The 21,940-nt window shown below is 54.0% G+C and carries 22 protein-coding genes; 8 read left to right on the top strand and 14 right to left on the bottom strand.

Going from position 1 to position 21,940, the window contains the following annotated elements; translation table 11 throughout:
- Window positions 1-18 precede the first annotated feature (18 nt).
- From J3352_RS02770 to J3352_RS02755, 4 genes are all read left to right on the top strand, one after another.
- Window positions 19-690 (top strand): response regulator transcription factor, encoded by a 672-nt coding sequence (locus tag J3352_RS02770; RefSeq protein ID WP_015538084.1) that lies wholly within the window; start codon window positions 19-21, stop codon window positions 688-690.
- Window positions 687-1,700 (top strand): HAMP domain-containing sensor histidine kinase, encoded by a 1,014-nt coding sequence (locus J3352_RS02765; protein WP_102287016.1) that lies wholly within the window; start codon window positions 687-689, stop codon window positions 1,698-1,700. The genes J3352_RS02770 and J3352_RS02765 overlap by 4 nt, the downstream gene beginning before the upstream one ends.
- Window positions 1,701-1,801: 101 nt before the next feature.
- Complete coding sequence (locus J3352_RS02760) at window positions 1,802-2,569, top strand: ABC transporter ATP-binding protein (RefSeq protein WP_102287017.1); 768 nt, start codon at window positions 1,802-1,804, stop codon at window positions 2,567-2,569.
- Window positions 2,559-4,781, top strand: a complete 2,223-nt coding sequence (locus tag J3352_RS02755) for an FtsX-like permease family protein (RefSeq protein WP_156065861.1) — start codon at window positions 2,559-2,561, stop codon at window positions 4,779-4,781. The genes J3352_RS02760 and J3352_RS02755 overlap by 11 nt, the downstream gene beginning before the upstream one ends.
- Window positions 4,782-4,863: 82 nt before the next feature.
- On the opposite strand, the gene J3352_RS02750 is transcribed toward J3352_RS02755, so the two are convergent.
- The 3 genes from J3352_RS02750 to J3352_RS02740 are packed head-to-tail and all read right to left on the bottom strand — an operon-like array spanning window position 4,864 to window position 7,658.
- Window positions 4,864-5,109 carry a DUF6061 family protein gene (locus J3352_RS02750; protein WP_015538088.1) on the bottom strand — a complete coding sequence of 82 codons (246 nt, stop codon included), beginning with the start codon at window positions 5,107-5,109 and terminating at the stop codon, window positions 4,864-4,866.
- Window positions 5,110-5,119: 10 nt separating this feature from the next.
- Window positions 5,120-6,766 (bottom strand): 23S rRNA (uracil(1939)-C(5))-methyltransferase RlmD, encoded by a 1,647-nt coding sequence (gene rlmD / locus J3352_RS02745; protein ID WP_207700487.1) that lies wholly within the window; start codon window positions 6,764-6,766, stop codon window positions 5,120-5,122.
- Between the two features lie 28 nt (window positions 6,767-6,794).
- A complete protein-coding gene (locus J3352_RS02740; protein WP_035394341.1) occupies window positions 6,795-7,658 on the bottom strand; it encodes an AraC family transcriptional regulator in 864 nt (287 codons plus the stop codon).
- Between the two features lie 224 nt (window positions 7,659-7,882).
- Between J3352_RS02740 and J3352_RS02735 the strand changes: the two genes are divergently transcribed.
- Window positions 7,883-9,175 carry a galactokinase family protein gene (locus J3352_RS02735; protein ID WP_156065849.1) on the top strand — a complete coding sequence of 431 codons (1,293 nt, stop codon included), beginning with the start codon at window positions 7,883-7,885 and terminating at the stop codon, window positions 9,173-9,175.
- Window positions 9,176-9,262: 87 nt separating this feature from the next.
- On the opposite strand, the gene J3352_RS02730 is transcribed toward J3352_RS02735, so the two are convergent.
- The 7 genes from J3352_RS02730 to J3352_RS02700 all read right to left on the bottom strand — a co-directional run bounded on the left by J3352_RS02730 (window position 9,263) and on the right by J3352_RS02700 (window position 16,083).
- Entirely contained in the window at window positions 9,263-9,592 is a 330-nt protein-coding gene (locus tag J3352_RS02730) for a hypothetical protein (protein WP_097771250.1), read from the bottom strand.
- Window positions 9,593-9,616: 24 nt separating this feature from the next.
- On the bottom strand, window positions 9,617-10,063 hold the full coding sequence (locus tag J3352_RS02725; RefSeq protein ID WP_005933531.1) for a hypothetical protein: 447 nt from the start codon (window positions 10,061-10,063) through the stop codon (window positions 9,617-9,619).
- Between the two features lie 320 nt (window positions 10,064-10,383).
- On the bottom strand, window positions 10,384-11,862 hold the full coding sequence (gene malQ, locus J3352_RS02720) for a 4-alpha-glucanotransferase (protein WP_156065845.1): 1,479 nt from the start codon (window positions 11,860-11,862) through the stop codon (window positions 10,384-10,386).
- 13 nt (window positions 11,863-11,875) lie between these two features.
- Window positions 11,876-12,718, bottom strand: a complete 843-nt coding sequence (locus tag J3352_RS02715) for a carbohydrate ABC transporter permease (protein ID WP_156065842.1) — start codon at window positions 12,716-12,718, stop codon at window positions 11,876-11,878.
- Window positions 12,718-13,569: a carbohydrate ABC transporter permease gene (locus J3352_RS02710; RefSeq protein ID WP_005933523.1), complete on the bottom strand. Its 852-nt coding sequence runs from the start codon at window positions 13,567-13,569 to the stop codon at window positions 12,718-12,720. Before J3352_RS02710 ends, J3352_RS02715 begins: the two co-directional genes overlap by 1 nt.
- A 96-nt stretch (window positions 13,570-13,665) precedes the next feature.
- A complete protein-coding gene (locus J3352_RS02705; RefSeq protein WP_097771879.1) occupies window positions 13,666-15,006 on the bottom strand; it encodes an ABC transporter substrate-binding protein in 1,341 nt (446 codons plus the stop codon).
- A 60-nt stretch (window positions 15,007-15,066) separates the two neighbouring features.
- Entirely contained in the window at window positions 15,067-16,083 is a 1,017-nt protein-coding gene (locus J3352_RS02700; protein ID WP_097771880.1) for a LacI family DNA-binding transcriptional regulator, read from the bottom strand.
- A gap of 323 nt (window positions 16,084-16,406) precedes the next feature.
- Between J3352_RS02700 and J3352_RS02695 the strand changes: the two genes are divergently transcribed.
- Window positions 16,407-16,562, top strand: a complete 156-nt coding sequence (locus J3352_RS02695; protein WP_156065836.1) for a hypothetical protein — start codon at window positions 16,407-16,409, stop codon at window positions 16,560-16,562.
- Here the strand turns inward: J3352_RS02695 and rpsR are convergent.
- The 3 genes from rpsR to rpsF are packed head-to-tail and all read right to left on the bottom strand — an operon-like array spanning window position 16,552 to window position 17,650.
- Window positions 16,552-16,809 (bottom strand): 30S ribosomal protein S18, encoded by a 258-nt coding sequence (gene rpsR, locus J3352_RS02690; RefSeq protein ID WP_050762800.1) that lies wholly within the window; start codon window positions 16,807-16,809, stop codon window positions 16,552-16,554. The genes J3352_RS02695 and rpsR overlap by 11 nt on opposite strands.
- A gap of 46 nt (window positions 16,810-16,855) precedes the next feature.
- A complete protein-coding gene (locus J3352_RS02685) occupies window positions 16,856-17,335 on the bottom strand; it encodes a single-stranded DNA-binding protein (RefSeq protein WP_005933513.1) in 480 nt (159 codons plus the stop codon).
- A gap of 30 nt (window positions 17,336-17,365) precedes the next feature.
- Entirely contained in the window at window positions 17,366-17,650 is a 285-nt protein-coding gene (gene rpsF / locus J3352_RS02680; RefSeq protein ID WP_005933510.1) for a 30S ribosomal protein S6, read from the bottom strand.
- Between the two features lie 326 nt (window positions 17,651-17,976).
- Here rpsF and J3352_RS02675 point away from each other — a divergent pair, with 326 nt between their 5' ends.
- Both J3352_RS02675 and J3352_RS02670 read left to right on the top strand, forming a co-directional pair.
- Complete coding sequence (locus tag J3352_RS02675; protein WP_156065833.1) at window positions 17,977-19,173, top strand: cation:proton antiporter; 1,197 nt, start codon at window positions 17,977-17,979, stop codon at window positions 19,171-19,173.
- A gap of 261 nt (window positions 19,174-19,434) precedes the next feature.
- Complete coding sequence (locus tag J3352_RS02670; protein ID WP_156065830.1) at window positions 19,435-20,193, top strand: RICIN domain-containing protein; 759 nt, start codon at window positions 19,435-19,437, stop codon at window positions 20,191-20,193.
- A gap of 114 nt (window positions 20,194-20,307) precedes the next feature.
- Here the strand turns inward: J3352_RS02670 and J3352_RS02665 are convergent, their stop codons facing one another.
- Window positions 20,308-21,939: a CTP synthase gene (locus J3352_RS02665; protein ID WP_097771883.1), complete on the bottom strand. Its 1,632-nt coding sequence runs from the start codon at window positions 21,937-21,939 to the stop codon at window positions 20,308-20,310.
- Window position 21,940 lies beyond the last annotated feature (1 nt).

Below are 21,940 nucleotides of genomic sequence, written 5' to 3'. Positions count from 1 at the left end.
AGAAAGGGACATGTAATCATGGAAAAATATAAAATACTCATCATCGAAGATGACCCAATCATTCAAACTGAATTACAAGTTCTGTTAAACGGAAACGGATATGAGGCATCCGCAGTTACTGACTTTACATCAGTTATGCAAGCGGTCAAAAATACTCATCCCTATTTGATTTTGCTGGACATAAAGCTGCCACAAGAAAGCGGCTACTCAATCTGTTCTCAAATCCGCAGTTTTTCCAATGTACCGATTATCTTTGTAACAAGCTGCAATACGGACATGGATGAATTGAACAGTATTTTGCTGGGTGGAGATGCTTTTATCACCAAGCCTTATAACACAGCAATTCTGCTGGCAAAGATTTCATCCTTGATGAAACGAGCTTACCCGATAGAACAAATTGAGCGTCTGAATTGGCAAGGAGCGATTCTTCACTTAGAAAGTAGCACGATTGAATATGACGGTAACCAAGCAGAACTGACAAAGAATGAATTGAAAATATTATATTATCTTTTCAAACACGCAGGAAAGATTTGTTCCCGTAATGATATTGTAGATTATCTATGGGACAATCAGCTATATGTGGATGACAATGCTTTGAGCGTCAATATCAACCGCATCCGGGAAAAACTGGCGGGCATTGGCCTGACGGATTTTATCAAGACAAAGCATCGCCAGGGGTACACGATATGAACAGCAAACGGTATTGGAAAAACAGGCTTCCATTTCTGCTGACGAACCTTGTTTGCATGGCTGCGCTCACTGTATTTTTGCTGGTGTGCGGCAATTCGGCTTCCGCAGTAGTATTGATCCTGATCGTATGGGCATTGATTTTGCTGATGGGACTTGTCCTCACTTACTGGAAACGAAAGCGGCAGATGAAAAAACTTCTGGATATGGCGAAGCAGCTCTCCGAGAGATACCTTATTTCTGAAGTGATGGAACTGCCGGAACAGGCCGAGGATCAGGTTTACTATCAGATTTTGAAAATGGCTGGAAAATCCATGTTGGAGCAGATTGGGGAGGTCGAGCGGGAACGCCTGGAGTACAAGGAATACATTGAACAATGGATTCACGAAATCAAAACGCCCATTACTGCCATGAAACTCCTATGTGAAAACCATCGGACGAACTGGACAAAAGAACTTCTGCTGGAACTGGAAAAGACCAACCGCTTTACGGAACAGGCTCTTTATTATGCCCGCAGTGAGCATACAGAGAAAGATTATTCTGTCCGGGAAATGGCACTGTCCCAAGTGGTGCATCAGGCGATTGCAGATAACAAATATCTGCTGCTCCAAAGTGGTATGCGCCTGGAAGTGGAGGAAATGCAGGATACGGTTTATTCAGATGAAAAGTGGGTGCGTTTTATCCTAAATCAACTGATTGTCAATGCGGTCAAGTATCGTACGAAGCAGCCGGTTCTCCGCATTTCTACTCATAAACGGCAGGATCAGGTTGTCCTTGTCGTGGAGGACAATGGAATCGGGATTGCTGCGTCCGATCTGCCCCGTATCTTTGAAAAGGGATTTACCGGTCAGAATGGTCGTCTGATTCAGCAGTCCACGGGCATTGGTCTGTATCTGTGCAAACGGCTCTGTGAAAAGCTGGGCATTGGCATTACGGCGGAGTCGTCGGAACATGGCACAGCCATTTCCCTTTCTTTTCACATTAACTGTCTGATTCATGAAGTGCAGAACTGAAAAGCGTTCTGCACTTCTTACATTTTTGTTAGAACTTTGTAAGAAAACTTGATACAAACGAAGCCACTCTTATTTTACAATAGAGATCAGAGGTGATAACAATGAAAGAAATTTTGAAACTGGATCATATCCAAAAATATTACGGAAATGGCGGAAATGTTACAAAAGCAATTCAGGACATCAGCTTTTCCGTTCAAGAGGGAGAATTTGTAGGAATCATGGGAGCATCTGGCTCCGGCAAGACTACCCTGCTCAACTGTATTTCCACCATTGATACCGTCAGTGCAGGACATATCTATCTGGACGGAACCGATGTGACGGAAATCAACGAAAAACAGATTGCCCGGTTTCGTCGGGAGAATCTTGGATTTGTATTTCAGGATTTTAACCTGCTGGACACGCTGACCATTTCGGAAAACATAGCCCTGGCGCTGACCATCAACAAGGTTCCAGCAGGCGAGATTGATGGGCGGGTGCGGGAAATGGCCGGAAAGCTGAATATCACGGATATTCTGGACAAATACCCCTATCAGGTGTCCGGCGGCCAGAAGCAGCGGTGCGCCTGTGCCAGAGCCATTATCAATCAGCCTAAGCTGATTTTGGCGGATGAACCCACCGGTGCGTTAGACAGTCACTCGTCCCAGATGCTGCTCTCGACGATCCAGAGTATCAATGAAGATCTCGGAGCCACGATTCTGATGGTGACACACGATGCTTTCTCGGCAAGCTATGCCAATCGTATTCTCTTTATGAGGGACGGGGCAATCTTTACGGAAATCCGTAAGGGGGGTGATTCCCGCAGGACTTTCTTTGAAAAAATCCTGGATGTCCTTACCATGATGGGAGGGGGCACGAGCGATGTACGCTAAACTTATTTTCAAAAATGCAAAGCGGTCTGTGAAGGACTATTTGATTTATATTGTGACCATGACACTCTGTGTCACCCTGTTCTATGCGTTTTTGTCTATCAGCAGCACCCATTATCATCCGACCATTGGTGCGGAATATAATATTTCCCTGCTGGCTGGAGGTATGAAACTGGCAATTTGCGGGATTAGTTTGCTTTTGTTGTTTCTGATCCACTATGTCAATCGTTTCATGCTGAGAAAAAAGCAAAAGGAGTTTGCCGTTGAGGCAACCTTGGGAATGGGGCAAAAAACCATAGGCCTGCTCTTTTTTGGAGAGACTTTTTTCCTGCTCATATTCTCTGTGTCGGTGGGAATCCTTCTGGGGATGGTCGTTTCTCAGGTCATTACGGCTATGCTGCTTGCTTCTTTTGGGGAACCCTACGCTTTTTCTTGGTCGTTTTTCCCGGATACTGTGCTGTTGACCGTGGGCTTCTTTGTTGTTTGCCAGATTCTGGTTGGAGTCGGGAATGTCAGAATTCTCAACAAAAGCAGGATTATTGAGCTTATGACGGCAAACCGTCAGAATGAAAAACCGCTTCATAAAAGCAGATGGATGCCGATGATCTGTATTTTCTATGGCATTCTGCTGCTGTGGATGCTGGAGGTAGGTACTGTAAAATATCATTTTTACTTCGATTCCAGACATCCGCTTCCTGTAAAGCTCATGTATTGGGGGAATGTCCTTTTCCCTGCACTGACGCTGCTTTGGGCAATCGCAGGTGCTGTTTTACACAGAAAAATAGGGTTTTCCCGATATCTTTGCGGACTTCTGGCTGGTGCTGTATTGACCGCTATCCCGATTTTTTCCATCGCAGAACTGGAAAAAGCCTACTTCCTTGGATTTGACGCTCCAACTCTGAATCAATATTTGCTGTTTGGGGTTGCGGATATTTTGTTTATCATTTCCGCAGTCATGTATTTATCGAATGCGGCGCTCCTATACTGGAAGGAGTCTAAAGTGTCCCGCAAATATCATAATACGAGTTTATTTCTGTTTGGACAGCTTTCCTCTAAGCTGGCTACCAATACGAAAACGATGACGATCATTTGTGTGACCCTGACTTTTTCTATCTGCTTGTTTGTCATTGCGCCGGTTTTAACGGGATGGAGTCTGGGCTATTTGGACAGTCGGGCTGTCTATGATATTCAAATTTCAAGCCGCTACAACGATGTTTATGAAGTGGAAAATCTTCCGGATACAGACTATGGAGAAATTACTGCGTTCATAGAACAAAACAAAATAGCGATAAAGGACGATTTGACTTTTTCGGAATATCTTCCCAAGCAAAGCGACTTTCACCAGCGAGTAAAGTACAATTTTCCTCCCTTGGCGATCGCACTGAAGGATTATAACGCTGTTCGGAAAATGTTGGGATATGAACCTATTATCTTACAAACGGATGAATTTGCTACCCACTGGCATCGTGCAGCAGAGGACAAGGATATTGAAAACTACATTGCTGAGCATACCTTATTGGAAACTGACGCAGGCACCCTGAAACTCAGTGAGAACGCCGTGTTTCAGGAGCCTGTGGGGGAATCCATCTATAATCTTTATACAGATGTGGTGTATATCATACCTGACGAAATAGCGCAAGTCTTGCTTCCGGTACAGCGCAACCGATTTGTGATGACCCAATATCCGCTTCCCTTCAAAACGGCAGAAATGCTGGAACAGCTTCTTGGGCGTTCTTATCCAGAAGATCCTGATAAAGACAATCTGGCAGGATACAGTACAACTGTCCATACTACGGAAGTGAACCGTATAATCGCCCTTAACTTTATCCTAAAAGCGTCCTTGATCTATGGTGCAATTGTTCTGATGGTGATGTGTCTTACCGTGCTGGCTCTTCAGCAGCTCCTGGATGCAGAAAAAAACAACTACAGATTTTCGGTTCTGCGAAAAATGGGAGTGGAAGAGAAGGACCTGCATACTTTGGTTCTAAAACAGCTTGGTGTTTGGTTTGGGATGCCGATCACAGCGGCAATCGTTGTAGCAATTATTGTGATTGGCTATTTTCTTCAAAGTGTTTCTGCTGAAATCTCAGCTTATATTGGCTGCGGAGCCTTGATGGTACAAGTAGGGATTATCATTGGTATTCTTTTCTTACTGCTGATATGCTACTTCATAAGTACATGGATATTGTTTAAGCGGTCCATTTCGGAGAACTGATAAAGTCACAGTACAAAAAGGAAAAGCCGCCTGTATGAGCATTTGATATGCCCGCACAGGCGGCTTGCTTTATCTCTGGTAATCAGTCCAAAGGTTTATATTCTGTAACAGTTTTCAGGTATGTTTCCGGGTCGCCGTTGAGAACTAAATCTGCATAGGCTGCCGGATCGTTGTAAATCAGCCAGTCCAGCTCTGACCGCTGATATATATTATCGGCAACCTCATTCTCTACCGCAATCGTATCAATGGCAATCATGCTGCCATTTGCAAATTTCAGCTCCACACAGGCAGTATCCATATTGAACTCACAAGAAAGTAAACGCTTCATTTTGCCCTCCTTAGATCATGCCGAAGTGCTTGAGCGCCTCCTTGATTGCTTTTTCCTTATCGGGCGGGCATTGGGGCTGTTTTGCATCATCGGACTTCGGTTTGTTGTAATTTTCTCGCTCGATGATACCGCATTTCTGCTTCACCTGAGCGATATACAAGCTGCTGACCTTGAGTCCGGTATGCTCCAGCACATATTCCTTGATTTCCGAATAGGTGGCTTTCTTCTCTGCATCGGTGAGATCAAGTTCGTCCATGTGGATGTCTACCTCGATATGTTGCTTTGCATTAAGTTTGGACAATAAACATACCGTCTCCACATGCCTCGTCCTCGGGAAAAGGTCCACCGGCTGCACCTTTTCTGCCCGATACCCATGCTCTTCTAGCCACTTGGCATCCCGGGCGGCGGTGGAGGGGTTGCAGCTGACATAGACCACCCGGCGGGGGGACATGGTGACGACAGCGGAAAGGGTTGCTTCGTCACAGCCTTTGCGGGGCGGGTCGAGCATCACAACATCCGGGTGCAGGCCCTCGGCGGCAAGCTGAGAGGCCGCCTTACCAGCATCGGCGCAGAAGAAGCGGCTCTTTGCGGCTATGGCATCACCCATGCGGGCAGCATTGGCCTTGGCGCTTTCGATGGCCTCAGGCACGATCTCCACACCGATGAGCTCCCGGCAATGGTCTGCCATGGACAGGCCAATGGTGCCCATGCCGCAATAGAGATCCAGTAGCAGGTCATCTGGGGTCAACTGAGCATATTCTGCGGCAATGCCATAGAGCTGCTCAGCGGCCAGGGTATTGACCTGATAGAACGACAAAGGGCCCAGCTGCACAGGAACGCCGCAGAGGGTGTCCTCGATGAACCCGGGGCCGTACAGGGTGTGGGTCTCGCTGCCCAGGATCACATTGGTGTTTCTGGCGTTGACATTGATCAGGATGGTGGCGATATCGGAAAACTGCGCAGTCAGTGTGCGACAAAGCTCCTCTGCGTGGGGCAGCTTTGCCCGGGTGCAGACCAGACAGACCATGATCTGGCCGCTGTGGACACCCCGCCGCAGAAACACATGACGCACCAGCCCCTTGCCCGTCTGCTCGTCGTAGGGTTGGATGTTGTGGGCGGCAAAGAAATCGCAGAGGGTATTGCCGATCTCGTTCAGCACATCCGGCTGCAGCTTGCAGTCGGGGCAGGGTACAATGCGGTGGGTGCGCCCGGCGTAGAAACCGATGCAGGGCTTGCCATTCTTATCACGGCCCACCGGGAATTGAACCTTATTGCGGTAGCGGTCGATCTCGGGGGAGGGGAGGGGCGGCAGCACGGGTACATCCAGCCCGCCAATGCGGCGGAAAGCATCGGTAACGCTTTCGCCCTTGGCGCGCAGTTCAGCGGCATAATCCAGATGCCGCAGGCTGCAGCCACCGCAGGGGCCGGCCACTGCACAATCTACCGGGATACGGTCAGGCGAGGGAGTCTGAATGGCATCCAAAATACCGAAAGCGTAGCGGCCGCAATCTTTCACGATGCGGATGGCGGCAACGTCACCGGGGGCGGTGCCGGGTATGAACACAGCCTCGCCGTCCGGGCTGTGAGCAACGCCGCTGCCATCGTTGGACAGGCGCTCAATGGTCAGGGTCAGCACCTGATTTTTTTGTAAGGGCATGGAAATTCTCCTTTGGAATGGGATTGGGTCAGGCTTCTTCCGAAGCGGGGGCATCTGCATTTTCGCTCTGGGCGGCAATGTATTTGCTGGGCGGCATCCCCTTGGCCCGCTTGAAGACCCGGGAAAAATAGAACTGGTCAAAGAAGCCCACCGAGATGGCGACCTCTGCAATGGAAAGGTTGCCGGCCCTCAGCAGCTTGCAGGCTTCGTTGATGCGGTATTCGGTCAGATAATCGATGGGGCTCTTGCCCACATTGAGCATAAACACCCGGTACAGATGACTGCGGGAAACGCCCACGCTCTTGGCGACATCATCAATGGAGATGTCGTGCGAATAGTTGAACTGGATGTATTTGATGGCATTCAGCACATATTGATTGGAGGAGGAAGCGTTGTGGGGGCGCGTCTCGCTGGTCTCCTTCATCAGGGCAGAGATGAACAGGTAGAGGTACCCCACCATGGCAGCCTCGTCCTGAGGCTCTAACCCGCGGGAAGAATAAATGTTGGTCAGAGCTGCCCGCATTCCCTCCGGGTCCTGCGTGTGGTGCACAGGAGCAGTGTCGGTAAAGGGCAGCTGTGCCGCCAGTTTGTGAGCGCAGGCACCGTTGAAGCCGACCCAGCTGTACTCCCAGGGCTGCTGCTCATCGGCAGAGTAGCGGATGAGCTGACTGGGCCGGGCAAAGAACAGATCCCCCGGCACGACCTCAAAGGTCTTGCCGCCCACTTCAAAAGTGCCCTTGCCCGAGACCACCAGATGGATCAGGTAGTGATCCCGGATACCGGGGCCCCAGGTCTGGCCCGGGGCACAGCGTTCCAGACCACAGTTGAAGATGGATAATTCAATATTATTGGTGTAATTCTGCTTGAAGGACTGCTTGTAGACATCTGCCATGATCGTTTCCTCCAGTTGACCGCATTCTTGATTCCAGTATATCATAACTGTATCTGCAAATTCAACAAAAGTACATCCGAAACTTTGTTTTTCGCGCTGAAATTTGATTTTTTGCGGATTCAAATTGCAAAAGAGGGCGGAATGAAGTACAATAAGGCTAACCCAAGTGCATGGACCCTTCATGCACGGACTTTGCGGAGAACGTTTGTGGAGGAGGAACGGCCATGGCGACCAGTGCACAACTCAAACGGGAGATCCTTGCGGGGCAGTGGGACGAAGCGCTCTGCACGCTCTATGGCACAGAACCGGCGGTGCTGGCCCGCCAGCGGCAGCGGTATGCCGCCGCGCTGGAACAGTTTGAGCTTTACTATGGCCCCGGGCGGCAGGTGCATGTCTACTCGGCCCCGGGCCGGGCGGAGCTGGGCGGCAACCATACCGATCATCAGCACGGGTATGGTCTTGCGGCAGCGGTGACGTTGGATCTGGTCGCAGTGGCATCCCCCAGTGACGACGATTTTATCCGGGTCAAATCCCGGGGCTTCAACAAACTGGATGTCATTGATCTGAGCGAGGCCGAGCCTCAGCAGGGCGAGAGCACCCATTCGGCCAGTCTGATCCGGGGCATTGCGGAAGGCTTCCGGGCACAGGGAAAGACGGTGGATGGCTTCGATGCCTATACCGCCAGCGACGTGCTCCGGGGCAGCGGGCTTTCCAGCTCTGCGGCCTTCGAGATGGGAATGGCGGCCATCCTGAACGGGGAATATGGCTGTGGTCTGACAGCGCCGGAGCTGGCGAAGATCTGCCAGTATGCGGAAAATACATATTTCGGAAAACCAAGCGGCCTGTTGGATCAGCTGACCAGCGCCGTGGGAGGGGTCATCTTTGCGGATTTTGCCGACCCAAAGAAGCCCCGGATAGAAAAGATCCACACGGCAGGGTTGCTCCCGGCGGACATGACCCTTTGCGTGACCGATACCCGGGGCAGTCACAGCGAGCTGACCGGTGAATTTGCGGCCATCCGGCATGAAATGGAATCGGTGGCGGTCTGTCTGGGCGGTAAGGTGTTGGGGCAGGTCAAGGAGCAGGAGTTCTGGACGGCTCTGCCACGCCTGCGCAGGGCCTGCGGGGATCGTGCTGTTCTGCGTGCGGTCCACTATTTTGAAGAGAATGCCCGCGCATTGGCCCAGCGGAATGCCCTGGTCAGCGGAGATTTCAATGCCTTCCTGCAGCTGATTCTGGAAAGCGGACATGCCTCTTTTGCCCTGTGCCAGAACGTTTACTGCTCCACAGACGTACGGCATCAGGGGCTCTCGGTGGCGCTTGCCCTCAGTCAGACTCTGCTGGAGGGGCAGGGGGGAGCCTGGCGGATGCAGGGCGGCGGCTTTGCAGGGACCATTCAGGCATTTGTACCCGGTATGCTGACGGCAAAGTATCACAATGCCATGGAAAAAGTGTTCGGTGCGGGCAGCTGTTATCTGCTCCGTCTGCGGGAGCAGGGGGCTCTGCGGGTCATTTGAACATCTGGACGCGGCCAAACAAAAAGAGCTTCGCGCTCCGGCAGAAGCCGGAATCGTGAAGCTCTTTTATGTTACAGGGAAAACGGCTCAGATACCGCGCTGCTGCTGTTTCTGGCGCATTTCATCCGTGAAACTAGAAACGGCAGAGAAGGTATCATCGTGATAACCGAACCAGTTGGACAGGTTCTTGTAAATGTTTTCTACAAACCGGTAGCCGGAAACAACAACATTGAACAGGAGCAGAGGCACAAACGAGATCGAGATGGAGAGGATCCCCCCCTGAAAGAAGAAATCGTCCAGGTGGAGGTTATCCGTAAAGCTGTCCAATGCATCTCCCAGTTCTCCGCCGCCAAAGATCTCCGGCAGCTCTTCTTCCGGAAGCGTTGCATAAGATGCAGGCATACGCAAGTTTTCCATAAAAGGCTCCTTTCAAAGATTTACTCAGGCGGCCAGAGCTGCTGTACCTGCGGCCTGTGCCTGATTTTTGGCTTCGCTCTCGTTGTAGATATTCCGCATATCGTTGTAGATGGACAGGAAGCTCTCAATGGCAGACCTAGCCCAGTAGTAGACATAAACGCCTGCAAAACCGGCAGCAACCACAGTCATGGTCTTGCCCACGGGAGTCTGGCGGCCCCAATAATGCTCAATGGCACCCATCGTGGTCAGACCATCGTTCCGCATGTCAATGATACCGGCAATGGTGTTGCTGATGGCAGCCTGACCCAGCATACGTACCAGGTTGACACCGACATTGACGGTGAAATTCAGGACATCCTGCGCGTTGATATTCAGCTCAAAAGCGCCGCCAACGGTGTAGACCATTTCATCTTCGGAGAGAACCGCATAGGACGCGGGCAGCTGCATCGTGCTCTGATAGGTAAATTCCATGGTGGAAAACTCCTTTCGTTCGTAAAATCCGCGCAAAGGCGGACGTGAAGCTAATTGGATTATAGCATAATTGCCCAAAAACAACAAGAGAGCGATGAAACCCAAAATGCGAAAGAATTGTGAAGATACTGTGGCCGCTTTGTAAAAAAGAAACGGTTCTGCGCGGAAATACGTGGAACGTCCTGTGCGGTATGCGGCGAAAAAATGTTGTGTGAAAATTGAAAAATAATGCAAAAAGAGACGGCGGGCACCAGTTCCTCCGGAAAGGAGGGGGCCAGAGCCTGCCGTCTTTGTATGGGGAGAAAAGAAGAAGGAACGCTTTAGCGGTCTGCCGCAGCCGGGATCCGGTCATACAGTGCTGTCAGATCGGCAATATGCTCGGCCAGCAGACTGGTAAGCGGGATGTCCAGCCGCCACTGCCAGTTGGCTCCCTGGGTGCTGGGGGTATTGATGCGGGCCTCCGCGCCCAGATGCAGCCAGTCGGCCATGGGGATGATGGCCATATCCGAAACACTGGCAAGGCAGGCGCAGATCATGGCCTCTGTCAGATCCTCGGGCAGGCAGCGCAGGTAACGGCAGGCATAGTGGACATCCTCGGGGCTGGCAGACAGCCGCCAACCCTCGGTGGTCACATTGTCATGGGTGCCGGTGTAGACCACGCTGTTGGAAGGGTAGGTGTAGGGAAGATAGTTGCCCGGTTCCCGGCTGTCAAAGGCAAACTGCATGATCTTCATGCCCGGATAGCCGCTGGCAGCCAGCATAGTCTTGACCTCTGGGGTCAGGTATCCCAGATCCTCTGCAATGATGCCGCCCTGACCCAGGGTCTCGTGAATGGCATTGATGAAAGCACGATCCGGCCCCTTTTCCCAGTGGCCGCCCGCCGCTGTCTTGTTTCCGGCAGGGATGGCATAGTAGCTCTCAAAACCACGGAAGTGGTCGATGCGCACGACATCATAAATCGAAGTAGCGTGCTGCATCCGGCGCTTCCACCAGGCAAAATTTTCGGCCTTGTGACGAGTCCAGTCGTAAAGCGGATTGCCCCAGAGCTGACCGTCTGCCGCAAAGGCATCCGGGGGACAGCCTGCCACCTGCGTCAGGTGGGTCTGGCCGTCGGTCTGGAAGAGCTCCGGCCGTGTCCACAGATCGCTGGAATCCGGGCTGACGTAGATGGGGATATCGCCCACCAGCTGAATGCCCTTGCCGTTGGCATAGGCTTTCAGGGCGTTCCACTGGGTGTAGAAGAAGAACTGCACCGCCTTGAAATAATCTACCTGTCCGGCCAGGCGCTCCCTGGCAGCGGCTACGGCAGCGGGCTGGCGGGTGCGCAGGTCATCCGGCCAGTCACACAGGCCTGCCTGTCCCTGTTCGGCCTTTACGGCCATGAACAGGGCGTAATCGTCCAGCCAGAAGCTCTGTGCCGTGCAGAAGTCTTTGTACTCCACGCTGGCCGCTGCCAGCAGGCGGTCGGCGGCCTTTTGCAGCACCACTGGGCGCTGCTGGTAGAGCACGCCGTAGTCCACCGGTCCAACCGGAACCTCAGCGGGAATCTCATCGGCGGTCAGATAGCCCTGCTCGTACAGGACACGGAAATCGATAAAGTAGGGGTTCCCGGCAAAGGCGGAAAAGCTCTGGTAGGGGCTGTCACCGTAGCCGGTGGGGCCAATGGGCAGGATCTGCCAATAGGTCTGCTTTGCACGGGCCAGAAAATCCACGAACGCAAAGGCTTCTTTCCCCAGCGTGCCGATGCCAAAGGGCCCCGGCAGACTAAAAACGGGCATCAGAATGCCGCATGCTCGCATGGTGAACTCCTCCTTAACCCTTGACAGCGCCTGCAACAACACCCTCAATGATGTATTTTTGGCAGGTCATGTACAGGATGATGATGGGGATGATGGCGATGATGATGCAAGCCATCATGGGAGCCAGTTCCACACGGCCATAGCCGCCGCGGAAATACTGGATCGCCATGGGGATGGTGCGGAACTTCTTGATATCCAGCACCAGAGTGGGCAGCAGGTAGTCGTTCCAGACCCACATGGTCTCCAGAATGGCGGTGGAGATCATGGTGGGCTTCAGGATGGGGAACACGACCTTGAAGAAGATCTGGATGGGGTTGCAGCCGTCGATCATGGCCGCTTCCTCAATCTCCATGGGAACGCTCTTCATAAAGCCGGTGAACATGAACACAGCCAGACCGGCACCAAAGCCCAGATAGATGATGCAGATGTTCCAAGGGGTGTTCAGCTTGAGGGTATCTGCGGTCTTGGAGAGGGTGAACATGACCATCTGGAAGGGGACGACCATTGAGAACACGATGAGCAGGTTCATAAACTTGCTGAGCTTGTTGTTCACCCGGGTCAGGTACCAGCCTGTCATGGAGCAGCACAGCAGGATGAGGGCCACACTGGAAACGGTAATGACGAGGCTGTAGCCCAGGCTGGAGAGGAAGCCCATTTTGATCACGCCGTAGACGTAGTTGGAAAGGCCAGCAAAGGTCTCACTGGTGGGCAGCTGGAACACGGTAGAGGTGGTAAAGGTACCCTCTTTTTTCAGGCTGTTCAGCAGGATCAGGACGATGGGGTAGATCCACAGCAGGCAAAGCAGGGCCATGATGACGGTGAGAGTGTTATCCCACAACTTTTTCTGTTTAATCATTACTGCTGGACCTCCTTAGAACGGGTGAAGTGGAGCTGTGCCAGAGAGATGACCACAACGATCAGGAAGAATACCACAGCCTTTGCCTGGCCGATGCCCTTCCACTGAGCACCGGAGCGGCCATAGAAGGTGTTGTAGATGTTCAGGGCCAGCATTTCACTGGCGTTGGCAGGTTCGCCGGCCGTCAGAGCAACGTTCTGGTCGAACAGCTTAAAGCTGTTGGTCAGGGTCAGGAAGGTGCAGATGGTGATGCTGGGCATGACCATGGGCAGCTTGATCTTGAACAGGATCTCGCGGTCAGATGCACCGTCGATCTTAGCAGCTTCGATCAGGTCGCCGGGCACGCTCTGCAGACCGGCAACGTAGATGATCATCATATAACCGATCTGCTGCCAGCACATCAGAATGACCAGACCGACGAAACCGGCCTTGGCATCCAGTGCCAGCAGGGGCTTTTGCAGGTTTGCCAGCACGCCGTTGAGCAGGATCTGCCAGATGTAGCCCAGCAGGATGCCGCCGATCAGGTTGGGCATAAAGTAGACGGTACGGAAGATGTTGGTGCCCTTGATGCCGCGGGTCAGCACGATCGCAATGGCAAAGGCGCAGACATTGATGAGCACAGTGGAGATCACGGTAAACGCTGCCGTAAAGCCGAACGCATGCAGGAACGTGGAATCCTGGAACACCGAGATGTAGTTCTGGATGCCCACAAAGGTGGTCTTGCTCACGGTGGTGAAGCGCTGGAAGGAAAGGAAGATGCCCCAGATAAAGGGCCAGATAAAGCCGATGATGAACGCGATCAAGGTAGGAAGCACGAACACCGGCCAATATTTGCTGATGGCCTTTTGCATGATATACCTCCAAAACAAAAGGAGGCGGGCGAACAGCTCGCCCGCCTCCCATTACGGTTTACACAAATAAAAGGGGAAAGAGAAAACCGAGAATGCTTAGCCGTTTGCCAGCTTGTACTCCTTAGCCCAGCCATCGACGAAAGCGGTCACAACGCCGTTCCAATCGCCGGTGCCTGCTGCGTAAGCGGTCAGAGCGGAACCAACGCCGTTCTTCCACTCCTCGGAAGGCATGGTGGAGAAGCACCAGTCAACACTGGTCTTGCCAGCTGCAACGTAGTCGTTTGCAATGGCGATCAGGGGGTTGGTGGAGTCCTTAGCCTTCTTGAAGGGGATGACAAAGCCCATCTTGTCAGCCATCGCGCTGGTGCCGGCCTCAGAGGTGACGCACCAGTACAGGAAGTCCAGAGTAGCCTGAATGTCGGCATCAGAAGAAGCGTTGTTCACGCACCAGAAGTTCTCGGAACCGGTGCACAGACCCTGATTCTCCTCGCCATCCACGCCGATGTAGATGGGCAGCATACCCAGGTTGTCGTCGCCCAGATCCTTCACGTCATTGTAAGCCCAGGTGCCGTTCTGATAGAAGACAGCCTTCTTGCCCACGAACTCGGCCACAGCGTCGTTGCCGGTCTTGGAAGCCAGCAGGGTAGGATCGCAGGTGGAATCAGTGATGTACAGATCCCAAATCTGCTTGTAGTTGTCCAGATAGGTGCCCTTGATGGCGTCGGTGGAGCCGATGCCGTCTGCCTTGTACTCGTAGTAGATGGGCAGGTTTGCCAGATGGGTCTTGAAGCGCCAGTCAGAAGAACCGTCCATGCCAGCGGAGGTGAAAGCACCGTCCACGCCCAGCTCGGCCTTGCGTGCCTGGATATCATCGGCAACCTTCTTCAGATCGTCAAAGCCCTTGATATCGTCCTGGGTGTAACCAGCGGCGCTCAGCAGCTCCTTGTTGTAGATGATGCCGTAGGTCTCAATGACGTATGCAATGCTGGTGACAGCGTCGCCGTCCTTCAGGGCGAAGGAGTCGCTGGTCAGCTCGCCGTACAGCTTGCTGCCGGACAGGTCGTAGCAGTAATCCTTCCAGTTGGCCAGACCCACAGGGCCGTTGACCTGGAACAGGGTGGGAGCCTCGCTCTTTTCCATCTCGCTCATCAGAGTGGTCTCATACTGGCCGGAAGCGGCGGTGACAACGGTCACAGGCACGCCGGTCTCCTTGGTGTACTCAGCGGCCAGATCCTGCCAATCCTGATCCTGCTCCGGCTTGAAGTTCAGGTAGTAGACCTTGCCGTCAGCCTTTGCAGCGGTCGAAGAACCGGCAGCAGAGCTGGCAGTGGAGGAAGCGGTGGAGCTGGAAGAACCGCCACAGGCAGCCAGACCCAGAGCAGCGGCGGATGCACCGGCCACTTTCAGGAAATTACGACGAGAGATCATCTTTTTCATAGTAGTACTCCTTCTTCTTTTGGTTAATATCTGCCACCGTCCACAGCATGAGGACGGAAGTTAGACTGAATCGTTCCGGCGGCAGGGGCAAACGCTTTCGCCCTGCTGCAATTCCGGCTGGAGCGTGACGGTCTGGGCCGGGGCTCCGTGTTCGATCTGCCGCACCAGCAGCTCGATGCTCTGCAGTGCGATCTGTTCACTGGGCTGGACGATGGTGGTCATCACCGGCACGCAGTAGCGGGACATCGTGATGCCATCAAAACCGATCACTGAGACATCCTCCGGCACCCGCATCCCTGCACTTACCAGCGCCCGGATGGCACCAAAGGCGATCACATCGCTCATGGCAAACAGGGCAGTGAACTCGGCCCGGCGGGCCAGCAGACTGTTCATGGCGTGGTAGGCGGACTCGAAATCGTAGTTGCACAGGCCATAGAGTTTATCGTCAAAGACAAGCCCTGCGTCCTCCATGGCATCCTGCGCACCCAGACGGCGCATCCGGCTGGGAAAGCTGGTGGCCGGGCCGCCCAGCACCGCGATCTTGCGGTGCCCCTGTGCGATGAGATGGGAGACTGCCGCTTTTGCTGCGGCCCGGTCATCCACACCCACCATCGAGAGGTTGGGGAAGTCCAATTCATTGGAGACCAGTGTAGCCAGCACGGAGGGAACGGAGATGTTTGCGAAGCCGTTCTGGAAGTTCGTGACACTGCCGCCCAGAAAGATCATGCCCTTGGGCTTGATCTCCCGCAGGATCTTCTCGGCAGCATCGATCTCGTTGGCGTTCTCGTCCAGGTAGGAGACGATGCCGTTGTACCCATACAGGGTAGCGGCCCGCTGCAGCTGAACGAGGAAGTCGGAGAAGAAGATGTTCCGGGTCCCCTTGACTACGAACACCAGACTGCGGGATTGCTGGATCTTCAGCTGCCGCGCGTTGGTGTTGGGGGTAAAGCCTGCCTCCCGCATGACCTTGAGCACATGCTCCTTGGTCTCGGGCCGGACATCCGGCCGGTCATTGATGACGCGCGAAATGGTGCTGACAGAACAGCCGCTGATGCGGGCAATGTCCTTGATCGTCATATCGCGTGCCCTCGCTTTCGGTTGGATTATCGGGAACGGTGTCGGGAACGTTTCCAGTGGCTATAGTATGGCACATTTTGTTCAAAAAATCAATCATGTTGGAGCGATTTCGTGAAATGTGTACAAAGAATCGGCTTGACGTTGTGCAGTTTGATTTGCCAACACATCAGAACACCGGTTGATTTCGGAAATTCCCGGTAACATTTCAGGAAATACCGGAAAAACCGTACCGGTTTGTAACTTTTTGACCGGGTGATGCATTTTTATGGACGAGGGTGATCTGCCCGGAAATTGCGGGAACGGTTCCATAAGATGTTCCCAGAATGCGGCAAAAAGAAACAGGCAGACTACTGAGTGCCGGGAGCACTGCACAAACGAAAGATACAACAAAAAAGCGCTTTCACCTTGTCATCGGTGAAAGCGCTTTGCTGATTGCTGATTATTTTGAATGGGTTGATAAAGTTCTGATTAGTCGCTGACGTAGGGCATCAGAGCAACGTGACGAGCACGCTTGATGGCGGTGGTCAGTGCGCGCTGATGATAAGCGCAGGTGCCGGTCACACGGCGGGGAATGATCTTAGCACGCTCAGAGACGTACTTACGCAGACGGGGCACGTCCTTGTAATCGATGGTGTCGATGCGATCGACACAGAAGCTGCAAACCTTCTTGCGGCCGCGACGCATGGGGCGTGCGGGGCGAGAGCCTTCGGTTCTTTCAAAAGCCATTGCTTATTACCTCCTATAAGAATTGAACGGTCAGACCGTTACGGAATCAGAACGGCAGGTCATCACTGTCATCAATGACAGCAAAATCATCTGCACTGCCGGCGGAATAGCTGGGAGCTGCCTCCACAGCAGCCGGACGGGCAGGGGCTGCGTTCTGGTAGGCGGGAGCAGAATTCTGATAATTTGCTCCACCGCCCTGATTGCTGCTCTTGGGGCCTGCAAAGCTGATGTTGTTGGCTACGACTTCCACAGCCGTGCGATTGTTGCCGTTCTTATCCTGATACTGGCGGGTCTGAAGAGAGCCTTCGATGGCAATCAGACTGCCTTTTTGGAAATACTTAGAAACAAACTCGGCCTGAGAACGCCAGGCAACGATATCAATGAAGTCAGCCTGACGCTGCTCACCCTGACGCACAAAATTGCGGTCGCAGGCAATGCGGAAGCTGCACACATTGGTGCCCTGGGGCGTGGTGCGGAGTTCAGGATCCGCCACAAGACGGCCCATGATAGCAACAACATTCAACATTTTACGGTCTCCCTTTCTGTCACGAAAAGATTACTCCTCGTGGGCAACGATCAGGCTGCGCATAACACCTTCAGTGATCTTGTACACACGGTCCAGCTCAGCGGGGAAGCTGGGCTCGCTGGTGAAGTTGATCACAGTGTAAACGCCTTCCTCCTCGTCGTTGATGGGGTAGGCCAGACGGCGCTTGCCCCACTCGTCGATGGAATCGATCGTACCGTTGTTCTCGATCAGGGTCTTGAACTTACCAACCAGAGCGGCGGTAGCCTCCTCGTCGAGAGCGGCGCTGGTAATCAGCATGGTTTCGTACTTTGCCATTTTGTAGCACCTCCTTTTGGACTTAAGGGCCTCAAGGTTATGAGGCCAAGGGTACACACGACATGCGGCATCGCCTGCCGTGTGCGGCGTGTCTGTTCAGACAGCAATTTATTATAGCAAGTCCCTGCTGTTTTGTCAAGCCCTGCGGGCCAAAAATCCGCACAAAAATTTGTGCTAAAGCTTTGGTGAACTTTGTCTGTTTTTTTAACGAGAAAAATTGAGAAGCATTTTGATTTTGGTTCTGAGCGGCGATATAATAAAAGAATAGGGGGTCGGGCGCGGCCGACAGCCCTATTAAATGAAATAAAACGGAGGAAGGTAAATTTATGTATTCTGTTTTTCGGAATCTTGCCATCATCATCCTCAGTGCTAAGTTCTTCGGGCTGGTGGCCCGCAAGTTCAAAGCGCCGCAGGTGGTGGGCGAGATCATCGCGGGCCTGATCATCGGGCCCTGTCTGCTGAACCTTGTGCATATCAGCGATACCATCTCGATCTTCGCAGAGATCGGCGTGGTGCTGCTGATGTTCTCCACGGGCCTTGGCACCAACCTGAAGGAGCTGATCAAGGCAGGCCCCATCGCCACCCTGATCGCCTGTGTGGGCGTGGCGGTGCCGCTGGCAGGGGGCACACTCCTTTATAGTTTATTCTACGGCTTCTCGGCGTTGGGCAGCCAGGAGTTCTACCGCGCCCTCTTCATCGGTACCATTATGACCGCCACCAGCGTGTCCATCACCGTGGCTACCTTGCAGGAGCTGGGCCACCTGAAGAGCTTCCTTGGCACCACCATCGTCAGTGCCGCCGTTATCGATGATGTCATCGGCATCGTGGTGCTGACCTGTGTGCTGGGAGCAAGCTCCGGCACCGGCACAGGGCTGGGTAAGGTGCTGATGAACACCGTGCTGTTCTTCGCTACCGCCATCGGCGTGGGTATCATTGCCCATTTCGCCATGAAGTGGTTGGACAAGCGCAACCCCCACACCCAGCGCATCACCATCGTCAGTATGGCGTTCTGCTTTGCCATGGCTTACATTGCCGAGGCTTACTTCGGCATTGCAGACATCACCGGTGCCTACATCGCGGGCATCGTCCTGTGCACTCTGGAGGATGCCCCCTATGTGGAGCGCCGGGTGGACATCAGCAACTATGTGCTGTTTGCTCCCATCTTCTTCGCCAGCATCGGTCTGAAAACCGATATCAGCGGCCTGACCCCGGAGATCCTGCTGTTCAGCGTGTGCTTCGTGGTGGTGGCCCTGATCACCAAGATCATCGGCTGCGGGCTGGCGGCCAAGGTCTGCAGGTTCAGCTGGGGTGATTCCCTCAAGGTGGGTGTTGGCATGATGACCCGCGGCGAGGTGGCCCTGATCGTGGCCCAGAAGGGTCTGGACATCGGCGTGGTGGATTCCGTCTACTTCACCGCCGTCATCCTGCTCATCGTCGTGTCCAGTGTGGCCACTCCGCTGGTCCTGAAAGCGCTGTTCACTAAAATGCCTGTGCAGCCGCATCCCAGTCAGGCAAAACAGTAAGGGAGCTCTGCCAGAACCTTTTTGATATTTTCCAAAACGACAGCAGCACCTCACCAGAAATGGCGGGGTGCTGCTGCTTTATGGGGAGAAACGGGGCGAAAAGTTTTCGCAAACGGTGCAAAACGGGCTGAAAAGCGGGGCCCTTTTGTGAATAGTGCTAAAGAAATGGCGAAATCCTTGTAAAAAATAACAGCAGGTGGTATAATTTACCTGTAAAACGAAAATGATTGGCTCAAAAGAAACAAACTTGGAGGGATTTACATGAAAACTGTAGCGCAGACCGTGATCGAGGCAGATCGCTTCTATACCATCGCTGCCAAGGGCGGCAGTGTCATTCAGGCCGTGGAGAAGGCCACCAACGGCGGCGATATCCGCCTGGGCAAGTACGAGCACAAGCCCGAGCAGGAGTGGGCCTTTGTGCGCGAGGGTGACGGCGTGTACCGCATCCGCAACCGCGCATCCGGCAAGCTGATCGACCTGATGATGACCGGCACCGCCAATGGCACCTGGCTGCACCTGTGGGAGGATGTGGGCGGCACCTCTCAGATGTGGACCGTGGAGCCCACCCCCGCCGGCACCGTCCGTCTGCGCTCTTCCTGGGCCAGCGGCAAGTGCATCGATACCGTGGGCATGGGTGCCAACGATGGTGCCATCCTGCAGATCTGGCAGGAGGCCGCAGGCGATGACCAGCTGTGGACCATTTCCGAGGTGAAGGATCGTGCAAAGCGTGCCCCTGCCAAGAAGGCAGAGGAGCCCGTTGCAGAGGCTGCACCTGTGGTCGAGAGCGCTCCTGCAGAGGAGGCAAAGCCGGAGGTCAAGGAAGAGCCCGTTGTGGAGGAAAAGCCCGTGGAGGAGCCTGCAAAGGCTGAGGAGAAGCCCGCTGAGCCTGTTAAGGCCGAAGAGGTGAAGGCAGAGCCTGTCAAGGCCGCCGCTCCCGCTGCCAAGGCTCCCGCAAAGAAGCCCACCGCCAAAAAGACCAGCCGCGCCGCCCGCAAAAAGGCCGCTGCCGCTAAAAAGTAAGTAATACAAGAAAAAGCAGCTGCATTCCGTAAAAACACGGAGTGCAGCTGCTTTTTTGTTGCGATCTTACAGGCCTCTCCTACGAGGAGAACTGGAACGAAACGCCTGAGAGGGTCAGACGTGCATCATGCCGCGCTGTGCATGGATGCGGAATTTGAGTGCGGCGGCAATAAAGCCCTTGAACAGGGGATGAGCGCGGTTGGGGCGGCTCTTGAACTCGGGGTGGAACTGTGCACCCAGATGGAAGTCACGGCCGGGCAGCTCCACGGTCTCCACCAGACGGCCGTCAGGGCTGGTGCCGGAAATGACCAGTCCGGCATCCTCCATCTCCTGACGGAACTCGTTGTTGAACTCGTAGCGGTGGCGGTGACGCTCCCAGATTTCAGCCTCGCCGTAGCACTCGGCCATCTTGGTGCCGGGCTTGACGGTGCAGGGGTACTTGCCCAGACGCATGGTGCCGCCCTTGGGGATGTTGCCCTGCTGGTCGGCCATCAGGGCAATGACATTGTGGGCACCATCGGGGGTGAACTCGCTGGAATTGGCATCGGCATAGCCCAGCACGCCGCGTGCGAACTCCATCACCATGATCTGCATTCCCAGGCAGATGCCAAAGTAGGGGATCTGGTTCTCACGGGCATACTGTGCGGCCTGGATCATGCCCTCGATGCCGCGGTCGCCAAAGCCGCCGGGCACGATGATGCCGTCCACGTCAGCAAACACTTCTTTGCAGGCATCCTGATCGATCAGGTCCTCGCTCTCCACCCACTTGATGTCTACCTGACTGTCGTTCTCAAAACCGGCGTGGTACAGGCTCTCCATCACGGAAAGATAAGCGTCGTGCAGCTTGACGTACTTGCCCACCAGCGCAATGGTGCAGGTCTTGCTGCGGGTGGCAATGCGGGAGACCACACCCTTCCACTCGGTCAGGTCGGCGGGGGGCACGTCCAGCTTGAGCTTTTCCACCACCACATCATCCAGGCCGTTGGTGTGGAGCATCAGCGGGCACTGGTACAGGCTGGGCATGGTCAGGTTCTCGATGACGCACTCAGGCTTGACATTACAGAAGGTGCTGATCTTGCGGCGGATATCGCCGCCCACGCTGCCGTCGGCACGCAGGATGATGATATCGGGGTTCACGCCCATGCCCTGCAGCTCCTTGACGGAATGCTGGGCCGGCTTGGACTTGTACTCGTCGGAGCCGGAAATATAGGGCACCAGCACAACATGGATGTAGCAGCAGTTGTCGCGGCCCTGCTCCAGGCCCACCTGACGGATGGCCTCCAGGAAGGGCTGGCTCTCAATATCGCCGGTGGTGCCGCCGATCTCGGTAATGACCACATCGGCATCGGTAGAGGATGCCATGTTATAGATGTAATTCTTGATCTCGTTGGTGATGTGGGGGATGATCTGGACGGTCTGACCCAGATAAGCACCCTGGCGCTCCTTGTTCAGCACGTTCCAGTACACCTTGCCGGTGGTCAGGTTGGAGTACTTGTTCAGATTTTCGTCGATGAAGCGCTCATAGTGGCCCAGATCCAGGTCGGTCTCGGTGCCGTCATCGGTCACGAACACCTCACCGTGCTGCAGGGGGCTCATGGTACCCGGGTCCACGTTCACATAAGGGTCCAGCTTCTGGCTGGCGACCTTCAGTCCGCGGCATTTGAGCAGGCGGCCCAGAGAAGCCGCCGTGATACCCTTGCCCAGACCGGAGACAACACCGCCGGTCACAAAGATGAATTTTGCCATT

It is taken from the genome of Faecalibacterium sp. Marseille-Q4164 (assembly GCF_017377545.1).
In the GTDB taxonomy this organism is placed as follows: domain Bacteria; phylum Bacillota; class Clostridia; order Oscillospirales; family Ruminococcaceae; genus Faecalibacterium; species Faecalibacterium duncaniae.
The sequence above is the reverse complement of the archived record's forward strand: the minus strand, read 5'-3'. Positions and strand labels throughout refer to the sequence as shown.